Origin of the sequence: Paenibacillus mucilaginosus 3016 (assembly GCF_000250655.1) — a bacterium.
Taxonomy (GTDB): domain Bacteria; phylum Bacillota; class Bacilli; order Paenibacillales; family NBRC-103111; genus Paenibacillus_G; species Paenibacillus_G mucilaginosus.
On the sequence record NC_016935.1, the window covers coordinates 6,253,351 to 6,275,467 of the forward strand.

Consider the following 22,117-nt stretch of genomic DNA (forward strand, 5'->3'; position numbering starts at 1 on the left):
CCTCCGTTATTGTCCTTCCTGTGCTCGGTCTGACTTGATCCCACAGTAAGTTTATGACGGAGGGCCCGGCCATGTTGACTCTTAGCGTATAAATTAGTCCAACATCTCGCTGCTGAGAATCTGCTCCCGCTGGAGGAACTCCCGCAGCGGGGTATATTCGGTGCCGGTCCAGAACTCCGGCCGCTTCACAAGCTCCGCGGCATCGTCGCGCGCCTGCTCCATGACCTCGAAGTCCGTCACCATATCGGCGAGCCGGAAATCCGGCACCCCGCTCTGCTTCGTGCCGAAGAAGTCGCCAGGGCCTCTGAGCTCCAGGTCCCGTCTTGCGATCTCGAAGCCGTCGTTCGTATCGGTCATCGCCTTCATTCGCTCCTTGCCAACCTCGTTCTTCGGATCGGCGATGAGCACGCAGTACGACTGGTGCTCTCCCCGGCCTACGCGCCCGCGCAGCTGGTGCAGCTGCGAGAGGCCGAAGCGGTCGGCATCGTAGACGACCATCAGCGTGGCGTTCGGCACGTCTACCCCGACCTCGATGACGGTCGTGGAGACGAGCACGTGCACCCGGCCCGCGCTGAACTCCCGCATCACCTCGTCCTTCTCGCCGGGCGTCATCCGCCCGTGGAGCAGGCCGACCTTGTAGTCCGGGAACTCGAACTGCAGCTGGGCATGCACATCGATCGCGTTCTGCACGTCGAGCTTCTCCGACTCCTCGATAAGCGGGCAGATGACGTAGGCCTGGCGCCCGGCGGCCACCTCGCGGCGGATGAAGCCGAGCACGCGCTCCAGCATGCCGTGCGTGACCGCATACGTCTTGATCGGCTTGCGCCCCTTCGGCAGCTCACGCAGCGTCGAGACGTCCATGTCGCCGAAGGCCGTGATGGCCAGCGTGCGCGGAATCGGCGTCGCCGTCATCGTCAGCACGTCGGGGTTCATCCCCTTGCGGCGCAGGATGCTGCGCTGGTTGACCCCGAAGCGGTGCTGCTCGTCGGTGACGACAAGCCCGAGCCGCCGGAAGAACACGTCCTCCTGGATGAGCGCATGGGTGCCGACGACGACGTCGATCATGCCCATCTGCAGGGAGGCCAGAATCTCCCGCCGCTGGCGGTCCGTCAGGCTGCCGGTCAAGAGCGCGGTCTGGATGCCGTACGGCTCGAACAGCCGGTCGAGCGAGCGCTTGTGCTGCTCGGCGAGAATCTCGGTCGGCACCATGAGCGCGCCCTGGTAGCCGGCCTTGACCACAGCAAACAGCGCCGAAGCGGCCACGACCGTCTTGCCGGCGCCGACATCCCCCTGCAGCAGCCGGTTCATGCAGTGCGGCTGCTGCAGATCCTGCAGAATCTCCGCGAGCACATTCTTCTGCGAGTCGGTCAGCGTGAACGGCAGCGAACGCACGAAGGCCCGCACGGCGGGCAGATCGACGGGGTGCGCGACCCCGTCGGCCCGCTCGTGGTTCAGCGCGCGGTACGCCTGCATCTTGAGCTGGAAGAGGAACAGCTCCTCATACACCATCCGGCGCCTCGCCCGCTGCCCCTGCTCCATGTTTCCCGGCAGGTGCAGCAGCGTCACCGCCTGCTTGCGGGGCAGCAGCCCGTACTTCTGAAGCAGCTCCTGCGGCAGCACCTCGGGGATCATCTCCCCGTACTGCACCAGCGCCTGCTTCATCGCCTGGCGGAACCACTTCTGCGTCAGGGCCGCCGTCAGGGAATAGACGGGCTGCAGCGTGCCGATCTGGGAGGTTCCCTGTCCCGGGAACTCCACCTCCGTCACGGTCAGCTGCAGCCGCTTCTGATCCCACTTGCCCGTGAGCACCACCTCGGCACCGGCCGTCAGCTTGTCCCGCAGATAGTGCCGGTTGAACCACACGGCCGTTACGAACAAGGGATCGACAACGACCTTGCAGGTCAGCCGGGATTTGGTCCGCCCGTACATCTGCACGAGAGGGACCCCCACGATAGTTCCCTGCACCGTAATCTTGTCTCCGTCCTTGACCTGCGTCAAATCGCGAAGCGTGTAATCCTCGTAGCGGAAAGGATAATAATCGAGAAGCTGCCCGACACTCGAAATGCCGAGGCCGAGCAGCTCTTCAGGCTTCTTGCCTTTGACGCCGGACACTTGCGTAACCGGAAGGGAATACAGATCCAGCATGGTCCTACCGCGGGAAGACGAACGCCGCTACGGTTCCTGGTCCTACGTGGGTGCCGATGACCGGACCGATTGGTCCATACCGCACCTCGGTCACGTCGAAGTTCTGGGCGATCAGCGACTGAAGCTCCGCCGCCGTCTCCTTGTTCGACGTGTAGCCGGGAATCAGCCGGATCGGCCGGTCCCCGAAATCTTCACGGATCAGTTCGACGATCCGGTTCATCGCCTTCTTCTGCCCCCGCACCTTATCGAGCGAGTAAACCTCGCCTCCGGGGTTCAGCGAGAGGATCGGCTTGATGTTCAGCAGCGAGCCGACCAGCGCCGCCGCCCGGCCGATCCGTCCGCCCTTCTGCAGGTATTCGAGGGTATCGACGAGGAAGTAAATCTTCGTCTCTTCCTGCAGCTTGCGGACGATCTCCAGGATTTCCTCCTTGCTCCGGCCTTCGCGGGCCGCTTCGGCCGCCGCGATGACCATGTTGCCTATGCCCCAGGAGGCGGACCGGCTGTCGACGACGGTCACGTCCGCCCCGTCCTCGACCATCGTGCTTGCGAGCACTGCAGACTGGTACGTGCCGCTGAGCACCGAAGCGAGATGGATCGAGAGGATCGGTCCGTCCCCTTCCTTCGCCAGCCGCTCATACACCTCCAGAAACTCGGCCGGCGAAGGCTGCGAGGTGGTCGGCAGGCTGCCTGCCGCCGCCAGTTTGGCATAGAACTCATCGGGTCCGAGATCGACGCCGTCCGCGAACGCTTCGGAGCCGAAGAGCACCTTCAGGGGCACCATCTCGATCCCCAGTTCCTTCCGGATATCGGCGGGAAGATCCGCCGTGCTGTCCGTTACAATACGCACTCCGCTCAAAAAAGCCTCCCCCTCTTCAACAAACGTTTCGGTATGGGTCCTCCGGGCAAAGCTCGCCCGGGGTGACCCGTCTCAAACCCAAAGCCCCTCCGGCAGGCTGCTCCGGGCAGCCGGTTCTCCGGAGGGACTCTCACTGTCTTCTCTATTCAGCCGAAATGATGTAATAGTACAGCGGCTGGCCGCCGGCATGCACTTCCACTTCCACATCGGCATACGTTTGCTCCACATAGCCCACGAGCTCGGCCGTCTGGCTCTCCACCGCTTCCTCGCCGGTATACAGCGTCAGAATCTCGGCTCCGCCGCCGAGCAGGCTGTCGATCAGCCTGCGGCAGGACTCCAGGAGATCCGGCTCCGCCGAAACGATCCGGGAGTTGTGGATGCCGATGTAATCGCCCTGCTTGATATCGATGCCGTCCATCTGTGTATCCCGGACGGCGTACGTCACCTGGCCGGCCTGCCCCCCCTGCAGCGCCTGGCCCATATCCTCGGCGTTCTCTTCCGCGTCCGCCTCTTCGTTAAAGGCCAGGACCGCGGAGATACCCTGAGGAATCGATTTGCTCGGGATGACGATGATCTGTTTGTCCTCCACCAGCTCGACCGCCTGCTGGGCGGCCAGAATAATGTTGGAGTTGTTCGGGAGCACGAAGATCGTGCGGGCGTCCACTTCGGCCACCGCACGGACGATATCCTCGGTGCTCGGGTTCATCGTCTGGCCGCCGTGAAGCACGCGGTCCACGCCCAGGCTCTGGAAGATGCCGGAGATGCCTTCGCCGACGGAGACCGCCACGAAGCCGTACTTCTTCCATTCGGCCTGGCTGCGGGTCCCGGCCGCCTGCTGCGCCTCCGCGATCTGCTCCTCGGCGCGCCGCACCTCGGCGGCCATGTGTCCCGCTTCCTCGCTGAGGATATGCGTATGCTGATCGCGCATATTCTCGATCTTGATCCGGCTGAGGTCGCCGTATTTCTGCGCCAGGTTCATGACCGTACCGGGATATTCGGCATGAATATGCACCTTGACGAGGTCGTCGTCGGCCACCACAAGCAGTGAATCGCCGAAAGCGGACAGCTCCTCGCGGAACACGCTCTCCTCGAATTCGCGGCTCGCCGGCTTGCCCGAATTCAGCGTCACCATGAATTCGGTACAATAGCCGAATTCAATGTCTTCGGTGGCAAGCTTCGACTGGGCGCTGGTCAGCTCGTGAGCGTTCGCGTAAACGCCGGCCCCGCGTCCCGCCCCATACCCGGTCTCCGCCGGCTCGTCGAGCGGCTGGACCGCACCGAAGGCGGCATACGGCATATCGGCCGGTTCTTCAATGACAGCGGGCTCTTCGGATTCCAGGGCCGACAGGAAGCCTTCGTAGATCAGGACCAGGCCCTGACCGCCGGAGTCGACTACCCCGACCTGCTTCAGTACAGGCAGCATGTCCGGTGTACGGTCGAGCGCCTCCTGGCCTTTGCTCAGGATATCCGCCATGACGGACACGACGCTGGTCTGACGCTTCGCGGACAGCAGCCCCTGTTTGGCGGCCTCCTTCGCGACGGTCAGGATCGTCCCTTCCACGGGCTTGACCACGGCCTTGTACGCCATGTCCACCCCGTTCTGGAACGCGGCAGCCACCTGCTGGCTGTTTGCCGCAGGCAGATCCGACACCGCCTTGGAGAAGCCGCGGAAGAGCTGCGACAGGATAACGCCCGAATTGCCGCGCGCTCCCATCAGGAGGCCCTTCGCCAGAGCCTCGGCCGCCTTGCCGAGATGCTCCGAAGGCCTGCGGCGCAGCTCCTCCACCCCGGAGGTCAGCGTCAGGTTCATATTCGTCCCTGTGTCGCCGTCCGGCACCGGGAATACGTTGAGCGCATTCACCCGGTCGACGTTCGTCCGCAGGCGGTATGCCCCTGCCTCGACCATCCGTATAAAGTCTTGCCCGTTCATTTCGTTTAAGCGCTTACTCAAAAAGACCATTCCCCTTCCTGCGATTACCCTGCCCGGCGCGTCAGTCACCTGGCTCGTCTGACAACTGCTGCATGACAGTCTTTACTCTGCGATTCGCACGCCCTGAACGAAAATGTTGACGGAATCCACCTGCAGACCCGCCACTTCCCCGAGCATGTACTTTACTTTGGTTTGAACATTGTGGGCCACGACCGAGATCTTGGTGCCGTAGCTGACAACGATGTATAAATCTATGGTCAGTACGCCTTCTTCGTCACGGTGGACTTCCACACCGCGGCTCAGATTGTCACGGCGCAGCAATTCGGCGATCCCGTCTTTGAACTGGTTTCGGGACGCCATCCCGACGAGTCCATAGCAATCCAAAGCAGCGGATCCTGCAAGTACGGAGATCACTTCATCCGTTACATATATCTTGCCATATTGTGTTGCCAATTCGACAGCCATCTCCATACAGCTCCTTTTCACCCAGATTCGGATGGACTACGTTCCATTGTACTATATCTTTTGGAAGAAATGAAGAAGAGCATCCCCCGGGGCGGCGGAAGGCCTGCAGCGCTTTGTCCCTCTCCTGATTCAAGGCAGGATTAACCGCTTCGTCGTCCTTACAGACGGTACAGGTTCCGCATCCTTGGATTTTGAAAAACACCCTGCATCGGTGTCCCGGATGGCCATCTACAGGCTTGTCGCGGAAGGATGAATAAAATCCAAGGCTTCACGTTGACGGGCCCAATCTTCGTGTGCTATGATATTCGAGTGTGTTTTTGACGCGGTTGGTTTTAAGGAGGTGTAAGCAATGTCCCGCAAATGTTTTATCACTGGCAAAGGTCCGGGTACCGGCAACAACGTATCCCACGCGAACAACAAGACTAGACGCACTTGGGGCGTCAACGTTCAAAAAGTTCGGATCCTGGTAAACGGTAAGCCGAAGCGTGTTTGGGTAAGCGCAAAGGCTCTGAAATCCGGTAAAGTAACTCGCGTTTAATTTTGCGTCAGCAAACAAAAAGCACCTGAGCTCTCAGGTGCTTTTTTATTTGTCCGGCGGGGCCGTGAAAGCGCCGCCTCAAACCCACAGCGCATACCCGCCTCGTTCCCCGCATCACAGCCCCCAGGAAAGCCCTGGGCCGTGGGAAGCAAGCTCTTGGCTGCAACCCTCGCCGGCTCCCCGTAACAACCAAGAAGAGCCCTCTCCTGCCTTAGGAGATGGGCCGAAGCCGCCGTATCCCGCTTGGGGCTTGATGCCCGGCCTTCCTCCGTTCCCTCCGGACCCGATCCCAAACCGGCGCCCCCGGCTGCAGGCCGCTGGCCGCCCTCCAGGGCGGGTTGCTCACCGATTCCGGCCGAGGGCTTCGTCCGGGACGCCTGAGCGCTCTCCCGCCGTCCCCGGGCGGCCCGCTGAAGGCCTGCCTCACGCCGGTCCGCGCCTTCCGGCTATGTTTTCCGTTCAAGATCCTGCACCCCTGCAAGGGCCCGCTGCCCGTCATCCGGGTCCGCAGGCCCGGGAGGCCCGGCCCTATCCGCCGGATGAACCGGCAAAATCGGCGCGGCCTGCCCGGCCGCCGCAGAGCCCGGAGCCCCTTCAGTTTTTGCTGAAGGTGTTCAGGACGGCCTTCACGAACCCACCCAAAAATTTCGGAAGCTTGATCGTGTAAAATTTCATTCTGCGTTCTCCTCCCTCCGGGTTTTGCGGTGCAAAACCGTTTCGTAAGCACTGCGGAGTTCTCTACTGACGCCATGGTCTTCACCGGGCATGCCTCGTGCTGTCCTTCAGAGATTCCGTCCCGGCTTCGGTGCTCTCCACAGCAAATCCGCTCGTAAGCATTATATTCCGCTCCCGCCAAAACGTGCCTATCTTTCCCGTCCCTGACCCTCTCGCCGCTGCCTGAGCCTTCCTTTGCGCTTCCTGTGGACTTACGGCCCGGGAACCCCCGGCTTTGCCCGGCTGCCCTCCGGTACTCCCCGGCTCGCCCCCTGCTTTTTCAGCCGGCAATAAAAAAATGGTTACAAAAATTCAGCCTAAGCCGTACTTTTGTAACCATTTGTATGCCGGGAGGGGACAGAATATGCCCTTCCGGCGCGTCCCGCCGGACTAGGCCGGTATTCCCTGTCCCGTTGCGGCCAGATAGACCGCGTAAAAGACCGTATAGATAAAATAAAAGAGAATCGTCGTAAGCACGAAAGCAATCCGCGGCCCCCGCTCCTCATTTCTCTTGAAGAACTGGATGCCGATGTACAGCGCCCCGAGGGAGAAGAGGTACTTCATGAGATCCTCGATCATCGCGAAAAGAAACAGCAGCGCCGCGCAGACCAGGCTGAAGCCGATGATCTTAAGAACGCGCATTCGCCGCTCCGCTCCCCTCGCGGATGCTGCGGATGGCCGCCGCCCGGTCCGCCTGCCCGAAGATGGCATTGCCGGCCACGAGCACATTCGCACCGGCCTCCACTACAAGCCTGGCCGTTTCGGCATTGATGCCGCCGTCGACTTCGATATCGACGCGCTGCAGCCCCCGATCGTCAAGGCGGCGCCGGAGCTCGGCGATCTTCGGCAGGGTGGCCGGAATGAACTTCTGGCCGCCGAAGCCCGGGTTCACCGTCATGATCAGCACGAGGTCGAGCAGTTCATCTTCCATGACATAATCGAGCGCGGAGAGCGGGGTGGCCGGATTGAGCACGACCCCGGCCCCGATGCCCTGTTCCTTGATCAGGGACAGGGTCCGGTGCAGATGCACGCAGGCTTCCGCATGAACCGAGATCAGGTTGGCCCCTGCTTTGGCGAAGGCCGGGATATAGGCATCCGGGCGTTCGATCATGAGATGCACATCGAGCGGCAGCGCCGTTCTCGGACGGATCGATTCCACCACCAGGGGGCCGATCGTAATATTCGGTACAAAATGGCCGTCCATGACGTCCACGTGGATCCAGTCGGCTCCTCCCCGTTCCACTTCGGCGATATCTTCGCCGAGGCGGGAGAAGTCCGCGGACAGAATTGACGGAGCAATCCGCAGCATGCTAATACCTCCTCTTTTTGTCTCGGATCTCCTGCAGGAACTGCAGGTAATTGTTATACCGGGAGGCGGAAATGAGTCCTTCCTCCTGCGCGGACTGAACCCGGCAGTCCGGCTCATGCAGATGCAGGCAGCCCCGGAAGCGGCACTCCTCCGCATAAGGGAGGAATTCGCGGAAGCACCCGCCGAGGCCCTCCGCTTCGACCTGCAGAAAGTCCAGCTGCGAGAAGCCCGGCGTATCGGCGACGAGTCCGCCGTTCTGCAGCCGGATCAGCTCGACGTGGCGGGTCGTATGCTTCCCGCGGCCGAGCTTCATGGAGATGGCGTTCGTCTCGAGGCTGAGGCCGGGCACCATCGCATTGAGCAGTGAAGACTTGCCCACGCCCGACTGCCCGGCGAACACGCTGATGCGGCCCGCCAGCTTCGCGAGAACATCCTCGACGCCGATGCCTTCCTTGGCGCTCGTGACGAACATCGGGTACCCGATGGACTCGTAGAGCTCCACCACCGGACCGAGGTCCACCGCCTCGGCTTCCCCTTCCTGCCGCTCGATCAGGTCCCGCTTCGTCAGCGCAATGATCGTATCCAGTCCCGCGCTCTCCGTATGGACCAGGAACTTGTCCAGCAGAGGCAGGTTCAAGGCAGGCTCGTCAATGGAGAAGACAAGCACAGCCTGGTCGACGTTCGCCACCGGCGGCCGGATCAGCTCCGACGTGCGGGGCAGTACCTCGGTCACCGTGCCTTCGCCGTTCTCCGTCAGTTCGAACTGCACGCGGTCCCCGACGAGCGGCGAAATGCCGCGCTTCTTGAAGACGCCCCGGGCCCGGCACTGCACCGATTCCACCCCGGCGGCTTCCTCCGGCAGCACATAGTAATATCCGCTTAAAGCCTTCACGATTAATCCCGCTGGCATTATGGATTTTGGCCTCCTGTGCCTGTCGTATTGCCGGACGTCCCCGCCGGCTCCTGCGTTCCGGCTGCCGGCGTTTCCGTTCCCGGCTTGGCGGCTCCCGTACCGCCGGTTCCCGTACCGTTGCCGCCCGTTCCGGTGGTGCCCGACGGGGCGGTCGTACTTCCGGCCGCGCCGCCCGGCTCCGCCGTTCCGGCGCCTGTGCCGGTTCCCGGCGTGAACGGCTTGCCGCTTTTGCCATGATTCTTGAAGTCTTCGTAGGTCACCGTAATAACATCGATCACCGTGTTATCCGCCTTGATCTGGATACTCGCATTCTGTTCCGGCGAGACGACCACATTGACCTGGAACGTCTGCAGCTTGTCCACCCCCGTCAGGGTCTGGTACTCGACACTCTCCCGGGAGGCGTCCGTCAAAATGATCTTGACCGTGGACACGGCTCCTTCCTTGGCCGGACGGACCGGCACGTTGACCGCCATCTGCCCCGCCTCCTTCGGCAGACCGGACGAGACGGTCAGGGAAATCTCCGTTCCCGGCGCCACCACTTCATCCGGCTGGTAAGGGAACTGGCTGATGACCTTGCCCTGGCTGAGCTTGTAGTTCGGCTGGTAGCTGACCCCGTCCTTGGCGATCTTGAGCTTGTTGACGAGAATCTTGTTCTTGGCTTCGTTCTCGGAGAGGCCGATGAGGTTCGGCATCGGGATCGTCTCCGGCCCCTTGCTCACACCAAGAGTGACCTGCGTTGCCGCCGGATCGGTAAATTCCGCGTTCGCCGCCGGCGTTTGGGTGAGAACCAGTCCGGGCTCCTCGTCCATGACCATATCATCGGTCTTGATATTCTCCGCCTTGATGCCGAGCTGCAGCAGCTTCGTCTTCGCGTCCGCGAGCTTCAGCTTCTTCAGATCCGGCATCTTCTGCGGAGGCGGCCCGGTGCTCACCGTCAGCTTGACCCTGGAATCCTTGCGGATCTTCATGTTCGCTTTATCCTGCAGGATGACGGTCTCCTTCGGAACCTCGGTGCTGCTCTGCGGCTCGATGTCCACTCCAAGTCCCAGGCTCTCGAGCGTCTGCCTCGCCTCGGCGACCGGCCTGCCCCTGAGATCGGGCACCATGACGTCCTCAGGCGCCGTGGTAACGGCCTGCACATAGCGGACCAGATACCACATGCCGCCGACCATGACGGCCAGGACCAAGAGCCACATGACGGGCTTGACCCAGCCGCCTTTCTTTTTTTCGGGAGGGTTCTCCGATGCGGCCGGCTTCGGCGGCTCGTCATCCTCCACCGCGCTGATCTCATACTGCCCGGGACGGATGGCCGGCATGACCCGGGTCCGTTCCTCATCCATGTCATCGTCGTCAAAGAAGCTGACCTTGGGCTCCCCGCGCCGGTGGGGCTGCAGGCAGGACTCCAGGTCGCCGAGCATCTCCTTGGCGGAACGGTAGCGCTCCGCCGTGCTCTTGCGCATCGCGCGCAGAATGATGTTCTCCACACTTTGCGGGATGAGCGGATTGACCTTGCGCGGCTCCTCCACATCCTCCTGCAGGTGCTTCAGCGCCACGGAGATCGGGCTTTCGCCGAGGAAGGGCAGCCTTCCTGTCAGCATCTGATACATGACGATGCCAAGCGAGTACAGGTCGGACTGCTCTCCCGTCGTCGTGCCCTTGGCATGCTCGGGCGAGAAATAATGCACCGATCCCACCACCGAGCCGGTCTGGGTGATCGTCGAGGAGGTGACGGCGCGGGCGATCCCGAAGTCCGTGACTTTGACCCGCCCGTTTTTGCCGATGAGAATGTTATGAGGCTTGATGTCGCGGTGGATGATCTGATTATGATGGGCGTGATCCAGCGCATCGCAGATCTGTCCCGCAATATGTACGGCTTCCTCCACCTGAAGGGGAGCCTTTTCCTTGATCCGGTCATTGAGCGTCGTGCCCTCGATATACTCCATGACAATGTAGTGCACGTCATCTTCCTGACCCACGTCGTAGATGCTGACCACGTTCGGATGCGACAATGAGGCTGCGGCTTGTGCTTCGCGGCGAAATCTCTGGATGAATTCTTCATCATGCACATACTGCTGGCGCAGTATTTTTACGGCGACATGGCGATGTAGTAAAATATCTAGTCCCTTATAAACGATGGCCATTCCGCCGCCGCCGACCCGCTCGAGAATCTCATAACGTCCTCCAAGCTGCCTACCGATCATTGATGTCCTCACCTCGCTTCTCCGTCGTTAGATATCTCCGGTCCGGCACCGTCATTGGCTACGAGCACTACCGTCACATTGTCGTCCCCGCCCGCGTCAAGCGCTTCCTTAATCAGCCGGCGTGCTTTCTCTTCGAGCTCTTCAGGTACGCTGGCCGCTTCGAGAATCCGCTCGTCGTCCACCAGGCCGCAGAGCCCGTCGCTGCACAGCAGCAGAAGGTCCCCCTTCTGCCATGACACCTCCTGCACGTCGACCTCGATGGTCGGCTCCGTGCCTAGCGCCCGTGTGAGCACGTTGCGCCGGGGATGATGGCTGGCTTCCTCGCGCGAGATCTGGCCGCTCTTCACGAGCTCGTTGACGAGGGAGTGGTCCTCCGTCAGCTGCTCGATGCGTCCGCCGCCGATCCGGTAGGCGCGGCTGTCGCCGATATGGGCGATCACCGCGCGGTCCGGGGAGGCAAGGGCGGCGACCACCGTCGTGCCCATGCCGTGATAATGCTCCCGCTGCGAAGCGAATTCGAACACTTTCTCGTTGGCGACTTCGATCGCCGATTTCAGCTGGCGCTGCCGCTCTTCCGAGCTCACGCCGGCATCCAGGAACTGGATGCCCACCTGGATCAGCTCCACCGCCATTTGACTTGCAATATCTCCGGCCTGATGGCCGCCCATGCCGTCGGCCACAATGGCCAGACTCCAGCCGTTCAGGTCTTCCTTCACGACCGCCCGGTCCTCATTGACCGTGCGCACACGGCCGATATCGGACAGATAGCAAAGTCTCAGCATCGATTGGTTCACCTCGCACCCGACTCCATATGCTTCGCCCGCAGCTGCCCGCAGGCGGCGGCGATATCGCTGCCCTGCTCGCGGCGTATGGTGGCGTTAATTTTATTTTTCTCGAGAATGCGCTGGAACGTAAAAATATCATTGCGCGGCGTACGTACGAAATTGCGCTCCGATACGAAATTCACCGGGATCAGGTTGACGTGCGCCATCGGGAAGGACTGCAGCACCTGGGCCAGCTCCTCCGCGTGCTCCGGCTGGTCATTCACCCCGCCCATCAGGGCGTATTCGAACGTAATCCGGCGGCCCGTCTTCCCGACATAAAATTTGCAGGCCTCGATGAGGTCGGCAAACGGGAAGCGGCGGTTCACCGGCATGAGCTTCGAGCGGAGCGCATCGTTCGGCGCGTGAATCGAAATCGCCAGATTGATCTGGGTTTCCTCTTCGGCGAATTTGTAAATGTTCGGCACGATCCCGCTCGTCGACACCGTAATGTGACGCTGGCCGATATTGAGGCCCTTCGGGTGGATCATGACGCGAAGGAACGTCATTACCGCATCATAGTTCTCGAACGGCTCGCCGATGCCCATGATGACGATGGAAGAGACCCGCTCTCCCGTCTCGTCGAGCAGCTGCTGCGCCTTCACGACCTGGGCGATGATCTCGCCCGGCGTCAGGTTCCGCTTCAGCCCGCCGAGCGTGGAGGCACAGAACGTACAGCCGATGCGGCAGCCGACCTGCGTCGTAACGCAGATGGAGTTGCCGTAGTTGTGCTTCATGACGACGGTTTCGATCGCGTTCTTGTCGGCAAGCTCGAACAGGAACTTAACGGTGCCGTCCTTGGAACGGTAGTGCGCCACCTCATGAAGCGTGACAAAATCGAACTGCTCCCGCAGCTTGTCCCGCAGCGTTTTGGGCAGGTTCGTCATTTCGTCAAAGTTTGATATTCTTTTCACATACAGCCAGTCGAAAATCTGGCCGGCCCGGAATCCGGACTCCCCGTTCTCCTTGACCCACTCCTGCCACTGGTCCCAGGAATAGTCGTAGACGTACGGCTTGCCTTCGGGCATTTTGTCTTTTGTTCCCATATGGATCACAACCTGTTTATCAAATGTGTGTATGCCTAAGTATGTCAGAACCCGTGAGGGATGGAAAAACAGCTGCGCCGTCCTGCGGGACGGTGCGTGTCGGCTGCAAATGGACGGACAGCGAAAATGCGCCGGCTGGATGCGTTGACAGGCAGCCGGTCCGGCGATGAGACGCGAATAACACGGTTAGCACGTGTTATTCCAGGCAGATGGACCGTTGCCGGGCCGATAACACGGATTTACCGCGTTATCGAGCTTCCGGTTGGGCACTTGAGCCCCCAACAAGCAGATTAACACGGGTTTTCCGTGTTAATCCTGCGCTTTCGGCCAGCCACCGCTTCGATAACACGGGTTTTCCGCGTTAGCGAGCTTCCGGTTTGGCACTTGAGCCCTCAGCAAGCGGATTAACACGGGTTTTCCGCGTTAGCGAAGCTGCAGCAGGGATAAGGACAACCGGGCCTGCCCATTCCTCTGCGCCTATTACGTTCCAAATACAGTATTTGTCAGGCATCTTCCTGCAATTCAACCGTTGATAAGAACGGTTCCCGGCCGTGCGGGACCGGCTGATCTGCCGGCTGCCGCACCCCAAAGCCAACCTATATTATACCATAAATCCGGATGCTATGCCCGTTTGCGCAGCCGGGCGATATAGAAGCCGTCGGAGCCGTAGTCGTACGGCATGATCTGCACCGACGCTTCCTCCACCGCTTCGGCTTCCTTGCCCTCAGGCCGCGCAGCGGCAGGCGGGGCGTCCGGCGTGAACTCCGGGTGGCGTCCGAGGAAGGCGCGGACCGCCTCCCCGTTCTCCGCCGGCTCCACCGTGCAGGTGCTGTAGACGAGCACGCCGCCGGGCTTCAGCAGCCCGTGCACCGCTTCGAGCAGCTCCTGCTGGATCGAACAGATCTCGCCGAGCTCCGCCTCGGTCTTCGTCCACTTCATGTCGGGCTTGCGGCGGATCACGCCGAGGCCCGAGCATGGCGCGTCGAGCAGGATGCGGTCGAAGCTCTCCGGCGCATAATGCTCCCGCAGCCGCCGCGCGTCGGCCGTGAGCGTCGTGATGCTCTCATGCCCGAGCCGCACGGCCTGCTCGCGGATCAGCCCGTGCTTGTGCTCATGCACATCGCACGCCACAATCTCACCGCGGCCCTGCATCTTCTCCGCCAGGTGCGTCGTCTTGCCGCCCGGGGCGGCGCAGCAGTCGAGCACCCGCTCGCCCGGCTGCGGGTCCACCCATTCCGCGACGAGCATGGAGCTCTCGTCCTGGATCGAATACAGCCCCTCCGCATAGTCCTGCGTCAGGGCCATATTGCCGCCGCCGCGCACGATGACGCCCGCGGGGGCCAGCGGGGAAGGCTCGGCCTCGAGCCCTTCCCCGCGCAGCCGCTCGACCAGCGCCTCGCGGGAGAGCTTCCGCGTATTCGCCCGGAGGCTGACCCGCGGCGGTTCGTTGTTCGCCTCGCAGAGCCGCTCCGCCGCCGCCTCGCCGAACTGGGCGATCCAGCGGCGCACAAGCCACTCGGGGTGCGACGCCGAGAGGGCGATGCGCTTCGGGGCCGGAAGCCCCTCCGGCAGCACCAGCTCCGAGCGGCGCCGCAGCACATTCCGCAGCACGCCGTTGACCATGCCGGAGATTCCCTGATGCCCGCGGCGGCGAGCCATGCTCACCGCCTCGTTCACAACGGCATGATCCGGGATGCGGTCCAAGTAGTAGAGCTGATAGAAGCTCAGGCGCAGCAGACTGCGGACCCAAGGCTCCAGCTTGGACAGCCCCTTGCTGACAAAGCCTTCAAGGAAATAATCGATCGTGTTCAGCCGCTGCAGCGTGCCGTACACGATCTCCGTCGCCAGGCCCGCGTCGGGCCGGGACAGCTTGTACTTCTGCAGCGTCTGGTGCAGCAGCAGGTTGCTGTAGCTGCGGTCCTGCTCCGTGCGCACGAGCACGTCGAGCGCCGCTTCCCGCGGCGAGCCCGCTCTTCCGCCCGCAGGCCGGGCCCCGCCGCCGCGCTTCGCGCCGGCTGCAGCAGCTCCGCTGCGGCCGTCACCTCCGGCTGAGGCCGCGCCGCTCTCCGCCGAGTTCACGACGGCGGCCTGTCTCGCCCGGTCCGGCGAAGCCGCACGCGGGCCTCCGGTCCATGCGCTGCGGCCCGGTGGCTTGGCTCCGCCCTGCGGCGGACGCCTGCCTGCGGAGCCGCTGCGCCCTACCGCACTCTCGCGGCCGCGGCCAGGGTTTTTGTTGTTATCGCTCATGATCTTCTGCGCCCCCTAGCTTCCCAGTACCGTACCGCGCTGCAACTGTCCGCCCCGAACCAGCGTGGCGGCGTCCATCGCCTTCTTGCCCGCCGGCTGCACCTCGGTCAGCCTCAGCACGCCGGAGCCGGCCGCCACGGCGATGCCGCGTTCGCCCGCTTCCAGCACCGTGCCCGGCACGGTACCCGCAGGAGCCTGCTCCGCCGCATCGGGCTTCGCACACTGCCATACCTTTAAGACCTCGCCGTTCCACAGGGTGAATGCGCCGAGCCGCGGATGCAGCGCGCGGACGAGCTGCCAGATCTCCACCGCGGAGCGCGACCACTCGATGCGCTCCTGCTCGCGGGTGATGTTGGGAGAATAGACCGCCTCCGCGTCGTTCTGCGGCACGGCCTGCACACGCCCGGCCAGCAGGTCCGGCAGCGTATCCTGCAGCAGCTGGGCCCCCGCCATGCTGAGCTTGTCGAACATCGAGCCGGTCGTATCCGTATCCTCAATCGGCACCTCGATCTTCGAGATCATGTCGCCCGTATCGAGCCCCTCGGCCATGTACATGATCGTCACGCCCGTCACCGGATCGCCGTTCATGACGGCATAATGAATCGGGGCTCCGCCCCGGTATTTCGGCAGGAGCGACGCGTGAATATTGATGCAGCCGAGCTTCGGCAGGTCAAGCACCGACTTCGGCAGAATCTGTCCGTAAGCCGCGGTCACGATGAGATCCGGCGCCAGCGCGCGGAGCTCCTCCACCGACTCGGGACGCCGAAGCCGCTCCGGCTGCAGTACCGGCAGTCCGTGCAGCTCGGCCTCCACCTTGACAGGCGTCGGGGTCAGCACCCGCTTGCGGCCGACCGGACGGTCCGGCTGCGTCACGACGCCGACCACTTCGACGCCTTCATATGCGAGCAGCGTGCGGAGGGGCAGCACGGCAAACTCCGGCGTGCCCATAAAGACGATCCTCATGCCTCTTCACGATCCTTCGACGGCTCGTTGCGGTAGACGCTCTCCGCCAGATCCGTGTACAGCACGCCGTTCAGGTGGTCCACCTCGTGCTGGATGCAGCGGGAGAGGAGCTCCGTGCCTTCGATCACGATTTCTTCGCCGTGGCGGTTCAGCCCCTTGACTTTGACCCGCTCGTAACGCTTGACATCGCCCGTGAAGCCCGGAATGCTCAGGCAGCCCTCCGGCCCGATCATCTCGCCTTCCTTCTCAATGATCTCGGGGTTGATCAGCTCGATCAGCCCGCCCTGATCCTCTCCGCAGTCCATCACGATGACGCGCTTCAGAATACCGATCTGGGGCGCGGCGAGGCCGACGCCTTCCGCATCGTACATCGTGTCGGCCATATCGTCGAGCAGCTTGATAATGTTAGGGGTAATCTTCGGAACCGGCTTGCATTTCTCACGGAGTACCGGATCCGGGTCTTTTACGATCATGCGAATTGCCATAGTCATCCACCATCCTTCAAATATACAACACACCTATAAAAACGCAGTCCCCCGAGGCCTTCCTCCAGGGGCATCCCTTGCATCTATCTATATGCCGTCCACCGGCACGATTACATCAGCAGCTGGGGATCCACATCGATCGACACCGTCAGCTTCTGTGTCTTCACGGCGTCCTCCAGTACGGAGGCCGCCTGTTCCACGATCTGGGCGATGTCCTGATCTCCCCGATATTTTATCATGCATTGGAACCGATATCTATCCTTGATCCGCGAGATCGGCGACGCTACGGGACCTAGCACCTCAAGCTCCCCGCCCTGGTCCCGGCGGTCCTCCGCCAGCTCCTTGAGCCGGGCCGCCAGCACCTCGCCCGAGCGGATCAGCAGCTGCACCTGTTCGTGGGACAGCGTGATGAGCACAAGCCGGTGGAACGGAGGATAGTTATGAAGCCGGCGCATCATCATCTCTTTGCGCATGAAGCCCATATAATCGTGGCGGCTGGCGGAGACGATGCTGTAATGCTCCGGCGTGTACGTCTGCACATACACTTCGCCGGGAAGCTGATGTCGCCCCGCCCGACCGGCCACCTGGGTCAGCAGCTGGAACGTCCGCTCCGCCGCCCGGAAGTCCGGCAGGTTCAGCACGGAATCCGCAGCGAGCGCTCCGACCAGGGTCACATAGGGGAAGTCGAGCCCCTTGGCGACCATCTGGGTGCCGAGCAGCACATCCGCCTGCCGGTTGCCGAACATCGTCAGCCATTTCTCGTGCGAGCCCTTCTCCGTCGTCGTGTCCACATCCATCCGGATGACCCGGATGCCGGGGAACAGCTTGGCCAGCTCCTCCTCGACCCGCTGGGTTCCGGTGCCGAAGTGGCGGATATGCTCGCTTCCGCAGTCGGGACACAGCGACAGCTCCCGCTCGGCATACCCGCAGTAGTGACAGCGGATCGCCCTCGAGCTCTGGTGGTATGTCAGCGAGATATCGCAGTGCGGACAGTCGGCGACATAGCCGCAGGTTCGGCACATGACGAACGTCGCATACCCCCGGCGGTTCAGCAGCAAAACGATCTGTTCTTTCTTGTGTAACCGTTCTTCGATCGCTTTATACAGATCGCGGCTGAACATGGACCGGTTGCCGCTCTTGAGCTCCTCCCGCATATCGATGATTCTCACCGGAGGCAGCGGCCGGCCTTCCACCCGGCTCGGCATCGACAGCAGTTCGAACGCGGGGCGCTCCGGGGTGGCCGCTGCCGCCGCTTCGTTCGTCGTGCGGTACATGCTCTCCAGCGACGGCGTAGCCGAGCCGAGAATGACGGAAGCGCCGTGCTCCGCCGCCCGGGCGATCGCCACGTCACGCGCATGGTACTTGGGGCTCTCTTCCTGCTTGTATGTCGTTTCGTGCTCTTCATCAATAATGATAAGTCCGATCTTGGTAAAAGGGGCAAAAATCGCCGACCGCGCGCCGATGACGACACTGACTTCCCGGCGTGCGATCTTGCGCCACTCGTCATAGCGTTCTCCGTGCGACAGCCTGCTGTGCAGCACTGCCACCCGGTTGCCGAAACGCCCCTTGAAGCGCTCGACCATCTGGGGCGTCAGGGCGATCTCGGGCACGAGCACGATCGCTTCGCGCCCTTGATCCAGACAGGTCTGGATCGACTGCAGGTACACCTCCGTCTTGCCGCTGCCGGTGACCCCGTGAAGCAGGAATACCCGCTGCCGCTCCGACAGCACCGCATCCCGGATGCGTTCGTACACGCCGGCCTGCTCCGGCGTCAGCGGCAGGGGCGACGTCGGCTTGAAGGTCCTGGAGGCATACGGGTCCCGCTGGACCTCGACTTCCTCGATCCGCAGCCAGCCCCGGTCCGCCAGCGCCTTCACGCTGCCCGCCGACAGGTTCAGCTCCGTGAGCAGATCCGTCAGCTTCATCGGCTCCGGCTGCCGGATGAAATGCTCCAGCACCTCGCGCTGCTTCGCCGCCTTCGCCGGCAGCTCGCCGAGCCAGGCTTCGAGCTGCGACGGATCCTCCGGAGCGAAGACCGTCAGCGCCTTCTTGGCGGACATCCGGTCCTTGACCATCTGGATCTCGACCAAGAAGCCCTCGTCAAGCAGTCCCTTCACCAGTCCCGCGTCGTCCGCGAACTTGTCCATCAGGGACTGGAGCTCCACCGTCTCCTGCCGCCGGACGTAGGCCAGAATCTCCTCCTGCCCGGGAAGCAGAAGAGGCAGCAGGCCGGAGGCCCCCGGCTCCGCCGCCTTCACGTGGCGCTCGTACTTGGCTTTGAGCGCGCCCGGAATCATCGCCTGCAGCGCCGTAACCTCATGGCACAGGTACGTCCGGGAGATCCAGCTCGCGAGCTTCACAAGCTCCTCCGTCAGCGGAGGCTGCAGGTCCATAGCCGTCTTGATCGGCTTGACCTTCGACGGATCGAGCTGCGTGCCCGGATGCAGCTCGACTACGAAGCCCTGCACGGTGCGGGGCCCGAAAGGCACCCCCACCCGCGAGCCCACGGCCACGAGCTCCCTCATGTGCTCGGGGATGCTGTAATCAAAGGCCCGGTTGGTGGGCCGGGCCGGAACATCAACGATCACTTTCGCATACATGCTTCGGTTCATTCCCCCTTCGGAAGACGCTCCGCGATCAGGGCCAGCAGCCGTGCCGCCACATCCTGCTTGGACAGCATCGGCAGCGCTTCGACGAGCCCCGCCGCATCATAGATGCGGACGAGGTTCGTATCCGTGCCGAAGCCCGCGCCTTCCACCGTCACGTCGTTGGCGACGAGCAGGTCGGAACGCTTGCGCTTCAGCTTCTCGATGGCGTACGCCTCCACATTCTGCGTTTCGGCAGCGAAGCCGACGATGAACTGGGTCGTCTTGCGCTCCCCAAGCTCCGCCAGAATATCCGGATTCTTGACGAGCTGCAGGGTCATCTCGTCGGACTTCTTCTTGATCTTCTGCTGCGCCGCCTCGGCCGGCCGGTAGTCGGCAACCGCAGCCGCCTTGATTATGATATCCTGCTGTTCCATCCGGGACAGCACGGCCTCTCTCATGTCGAGCGCGGATTCCACGCGGACGACCTCCACGCCGGCAGGAGCCGGAACCGACGCCCTGCCGGTCACCAGGGTCACCCGGGCGCCCATCCGCCTCGCCTCTTCGGCAATGGCATAGCCCATCTTCCCGGACGAATCATTGGTGAGATAGCGGACCGGATCGATCCGCTCCACGGTGCCCCCGGCCGTCACGAGCAGGCGCCGGCCTCTCAAGAGCCCCTCTTCGGCGAAGAAGCGGTGCAGTACGGCGGCAATCTCCTCGGGCTCCGCCAATCTTCCCTTGCCCACGTAGCCGCAGGCCAGCTGACCGACACCCGGCTCGATGAAGCGCACGCCCCGGGCCGCCAGCATCTGCAGATTCGCCTGCACCGCGGGATGGGCGTACATATGCACGTTCATCGCCGGGGCTACGAACACGGGCGCCTCGGTGGCGAGCAGCGTCGTGCTCAGCATGTCGTCCGCCAGCCCCAGCGCCATTTTGCCGATGAGATTGGCCGTCGCCGGCGCGACGATCACCGCATCCGCGGAGTCCGCCAGGTCGATATGCATGATCACCGACGGGTCCTTCTCGTCGAACGTATCGACCGCGACTTCATGACGCGACAGCGCCTGGAAGGTCAGCGGCGCAATGAATTTGGCGGCGGACTCCGTCATGATCACACGGACCTTGGCGCCGGCCTGCGTCAGCCTGCTGCAGAGCGCGGCGGCCTTGTACGCGGCAATGCCACCGCACACGCCGAGCACGATCGTTTTTCCTTGGAGCATCGGGCTCCCTCCTTCTCCCATGAGCTGCTCAGCCCTGCCGGCTCACACGCCTGTTCTCCCGAGAAGCAGGGTACGGCGTGCTGACAACCCGCTTTGTCGAGCTGCGAATCTCAAACATATGTTCGGTTCTAATAAACAGCGGCACCGCCCTGAACGGACGGTGCGTACGCTGCAGCTTTCCTGACGGTTCCGAAGCCTGCTGAAGAAGCCCGGACCGGCATGCGGTGAATGAAAGGTAACGGCTCTCCATCTTGCGGACGGCCCGTTCCGTACAATAAAGGGCTTCTGCGAGGGAGTGCCATTTCAAAAAAATAACAACCCGAGGGTTGTTGTTTTTTTTATTTCAGGGATTCTTTGGCCGGCAGCTTCTCGTAGGATACGTGATCCTCGTAAATCTCTTCGAGCGCGAGGCCTACCTGCTTATGCGAACGCTTCTGGCGCACCTCGGTCTTGGCGCCGTCACGCAGTGCGCGGGCACGCTTGGAAGCGGCCACCACCAGCGAGTACTTGCTGTCGACTTTGTCGAGCAGCTTATCGATAGAAGGATACAGCATTATTTTCTCACCTCCGCCATCCAATGTTGAATCTTGGCAATCATCCGGTCCTTGCGGCAGTGCTCGGCCGTCAGAATACTCCGGATCCGCGAACAGGCCGAATCGACTTGATCGTTCACGATGGCGTAATCGTAGTGCTCCATCATCGCAATCTCGTCTACGGCAACGGACATCCGGCTGCGGATGACGTCCTCGGGCTCCGTGCCCCGTCCGACAATCCGGCTCTCCAGCTCGGTGAGCGACGGCGGCAGCAGGAACAGGAACACCCCTTCGGGGAACTTCTGCTTGACCTTCAGCGCACCCTGCACTTCGATCTCGAGGATAATGTCCTTGCCGCTGTTCAGCGTATCTTCCACGAATTTGCGCGGAGTACCGTAGTAATTACCCACATATTCGGCCCATTCCAACATCTGGTCCTGCTCGATGAGCTGCTGGAATTGTTCCCGGGTCTTGAAGAAATAATTCACCCCGTCGACTTCCCCCTCGCGCGGGCTGCGCGTGGTTGCCGATACGGAGTAAACGATATCGGGAGCACATTCCCGAAGCGCCTTGCAAACCGTTCCCTTGCCTACGCCCGATGGGCCCGACAGCACAATCAGAATCCCTTTGTCCACCGGGGTATCGCTGTAATTACTCGTCATGATCATCGTCCTTGTTGGAAAGTCGATGCGCGACCGTCTCCGGCTGAACCGCGGACAGGATCACGTGGTCGCTGTCCGTGATGATGACGGCACGGGTGCGGCGCCCGTACGTCGCATCGATCAGCATATGGCGGTCGCGCGCTTCTTGGATAATCCGTTTAATCGGCGCCGATTCCGGGCTCACAATGGATATGATTCGATTCGCGGACACGATGTTCCCGAAACCGATGTTGATTAATTTGATCGCCATAGGTATCCCCCTGAACTTTCTTCTGTTTATTCCGGCTGTCCGGCATTCACGCCCCCCTGCAAAGGGACCTGCTCCGCCGCATTCTTACAGGCTCTCCTGCATACGTAAGGAAGCAGGCTCCGGTTTCAAATCCGGCAGCACCATGGCGTCTGCCCTTGTCTGAAGCCGCACTCTCCTTCATCAGGGCCGTCCGCCAACCTGAACCTAAACAAAAGAAAGATGTTAACT

Annotated in this window: 20 protein-coding genes; 1 reads left to right on the forward strand and 19 read right to left on the reverse strand. The window is 62.2% G+C overall.

Going from position 1 to position 22,117, the window contains the following annotated elements:
* Positions 1 to 93: 93 nt before the first annotated feature.
* The 4 genes from recG to PM3016_RS25630 form a co-directional block, all read right to left on the reverse strand.
* The gene (recG, locus tag PM3016_RS25615) at positions 94 to 2,145 is read right to left on the reverse strand and encodes an ATP-dependent DNA helicase RecG (RefSeq protein ID WP_013919570.1); all 2,052 of its coding nucleotides are present in this window, start codon (positions 2,143 to 2,145) and stop codon (positions 94 to 96) included.
* 4 nt (positions 2,146 to 2,149) lie between these two features.
* The gene (locus tag PM3016_RS25620) at positions 2,150 to 3,001 is read right to left on the reverse strand and encodes a DegV family protein (protein ID WP_014371459.1); all 852 of its coding nucleotides are present in this window, start codon (positions 2,999 to 3,001) and stop codon (positions 2,150 to 2,152) included.
* Positions 3,002 to 3,143: 142 nt separating this feature from the next.
* A complete protein-coding gene (locus PM3016_RS25625) occupies positions 3,144 to 4,961 on the reverse strand; it encodes a DAK2 domain-containing protein (RefSeq protein WP_014371460.1) in 1,818 nt (605 codons plus the stop codon).
* Between the two features lie 72 nt (positions 4,962 to 5,033).
* Complete coding sequence (locus tag PM3016_RS25630; RefSeq protein ID WP_014371461.1) at positions 5,034 to 5,396, reverse strand: Asp23/Gls24 family envelope stress response protein; 363 nt, start codon at positions 5,394 to 5,396, stop codon at positions 5,034 to 5,036.
* Positions 5,397 to 5,745: 349 nt separating this feature from the next.
* Here PM3016_RS25630 and rpmB point away from each other — a divergent pair, with 349 nt between their 5' ends.
* Complete coding sequence (gene rpmB / locus PM3016_RS25635; protein ID WP_014371462.1) at positions 5,746 to 5,934, forward strand: 50S ribosomal protein L28; 189 nt, start codon at positions 5,746 to 5,748, stop codon at positions 5,932 to 5,934.
* 594 nt (positions 5,935 to 6,528) lie between these two features.
* Here rpmB and spoVM read toward each other — a convergent pair.
* The 15 genes from spoVM to remA form a co-directional block, all read right to left on the reverse strand.
* Positions 6,529 to 6,609 carry a stage V sporulation protein SpoVM gene (gene spoVM, locus PM3016_RS25640; protein WP_014652194.1) on the reverse strand — a complete coding sequence of 27 codons (81 nt, stop codon included), beginning with the start codon at positions 6,607 to 6,609 and terminating at the stop codon, positions 6,529 to 6,531.
* Positions 6,610 to 7,038: 429 nt separating this feature from the next.
* Positions 7,039 to 7,290 carry a hypothetical protein gene (locus tag PM3016_RS25645; protein ID WP_014371464.1) on the reverse strand — a complete coding sequence of 84 codons (252 nt, stop codon included), beginning with the start codon at positions 7,288 to 7,290 and terminating at the stop codon, positions 7,039 to 7,041.
* Positions 7,277 to 7,957 (reverse strand): ribulose-phosphate 3-epimerase, encoded by a 681-nt coding sequence (gene rpe / locus PM3016_RS25650; protein WP_014371465.1) that lies wholly within the window; start codon positions 7,955 to 7,957, stop codon positions 7,277 to 7,279. The genes PM3016_RS25645 and rpe overlap by 14 nt, the downstream gene beginning before the upstream one ends.
* A 1-nt stretch (position 7,958) precedes the next feature.
* Positions 7,959 to 8,867, reverse strand: coding sequence for a ribosome small subunit-dependent GTPase A (gene rsgA, locus PM3016_RS25655; protein ID WP_013919577.1), 909 nt, complete (start codon positions 8,865 to 8,867; stop codon positions 7,959 to 7,961).
* Complete coding sequence (pknB, locus tag PM3016_RS25660; protein WP_014371466.1) at positions 8,867 to 11,071, reverse strand: Stk1 family PASTA domain-containing Ser/Thr kinase; 2,205 nt, start codon at positions 11,069 to 11,071, stop codon at positions 8,867 to 8,869. Before pknB ends, rsgA begins: the two co-directional genes overlap by 1 nt.
* Positions 11,072 to 11,079: 8 nt before the next feature.
* Positions 11,080 to 11,853 carry a Stp1/IreP family PP2C-type Ser/Thr phosphatase gene (locus PM3016_RS25665; RefSeq protein ID WP_014371467.1) on the reverse strand — a complete coding sequence of 258 codons (774 nt, stop codon included), beginning with the start codon at positions 11,851 to 11,853 and terminating at the stop codon, positions 11,080 to 11,082.
* Between the two features lie 8 nt (positions 11,854 to 11,861).
* On the reverse strand, positions 11,862 to 12,938 hold the full coding sequence (rlmN, locus tag PM3016_RS25670; RefSeq protein WP_014371468.1) for a dual-specificity RNA methyltransferase RlmN: 1,077 nt from the start codon (positions 12,936 to 12,938) through the stop codon (positions 11,862 to 11,864).
* 621 nt (positions 12,939 to 13,559) lie between these two features.
* Positions 13,560 to 15,185, reverse strand: coding sequence for a 16S rRNA (cytosine(967)-C(5))-methyltransferase RsmB (rsmB, locus tag PM3016_RS25675; RefSeq protein WP_014371469.1), 1,626 nt, complete (start codon positions 15,183 to 15,185; stop codon positions 13,560 to 13,562).
* A 15-nt stretch (positions 15,186 to 15,200) separates the two neighbouring features.
* A complete protein-coding gene (gene fmt / locus PM3016_RS25680) occupies positions 15,201 to 16,148 on the reverse strand; it encodes a methionyl-tRNA formyltransferase (protein ID WP_014652197.1) in 948 nt (315 codons plus the stop codon).
* Positions 16,145 to 16,633: a peptide deformylase gene (gene def / locus PM3016_RS25685; protein WP_013919584.1), complete on the reverse strand. Its 489-nt coding sequence runs from the start codon at positions 16,631 to 16,633 to the stop codon at positions 16,145 to 16,147. The genes fmt and def overlap by 4 nt, the downstream gene beginning before the upstream one ends.
* Before the next feature lie 110 nt (positions 16,634 to 16,743).
* Positions 16,744 to 19,233, reverse strand: a complete 2,490-nt coding sequence (gene priA / locus PM3016_RS25690) for a primosomal protein N' (protein WP_014652198.1) — start codon at positions 19,231 to 19,233, stop codon at positions 16,744 to 16,746.
* Between the two features lie 8 nt (positions 19,234 to 19,241).
* Complete coding sequence (gene coaBC, locus PM3016_RS25695; RefSeq protein ID WP_014371473.1) at positions 19,242 to 20,444, reverse strand: bifunctional phosphopantothenoylcysteine decarboxylase/phosphopantothenate--cysteine ligase CoaBC; 1,203 nt, start codon at positions 20,442 to 20,444, stop codon at positions 19,242 to 19,244.
* Between the two features lie 338 nt (positions 20,445 to 20,782).
* Positions 20,783 to 20,998: a DNA-directed RNA polymerase subunit omega gene (gene rpoZ / locus PM3016_RS25700; RefSeq protein ID WP_013919588.1), complete on the reverse strand. Its 216-nt coding sequence runs from the start codon at positions 20,996 to 20,998 to the stop codon at positions 20,783 to 20,785.
* Complete coding sequence (gmk, locus tag PM3016_RS25705; protein ID WP_013919589.1) at positions 20,998 to 21,639, reverse strand: guanylate kinase; 642 nt, start codon at positions 21,637 to 21,639, stop codon at positions 20,998 to 21,000. The genes rpoZ and gmk overlap by 1 nt, the downstream gene beginning before the upstream one ends.
* Positions 21,629 to 21,889, reverse strand: coding sequence for an extracellular matrix/biofilm regulator RemA (gene remA / locus PM3016_RS25710; RefSeq protein ID WP_009672664.1), 261 nt, complete (start codon positions 21,887 to 21,889; stop codon positions 21,629 to 21,631). The genes gmk and remA overlap by 11 nt, the downstream gene beginning before the upstream one ends.
* Positions 21,890 to 22,117 lie beyond the last annotated feature (228 nt).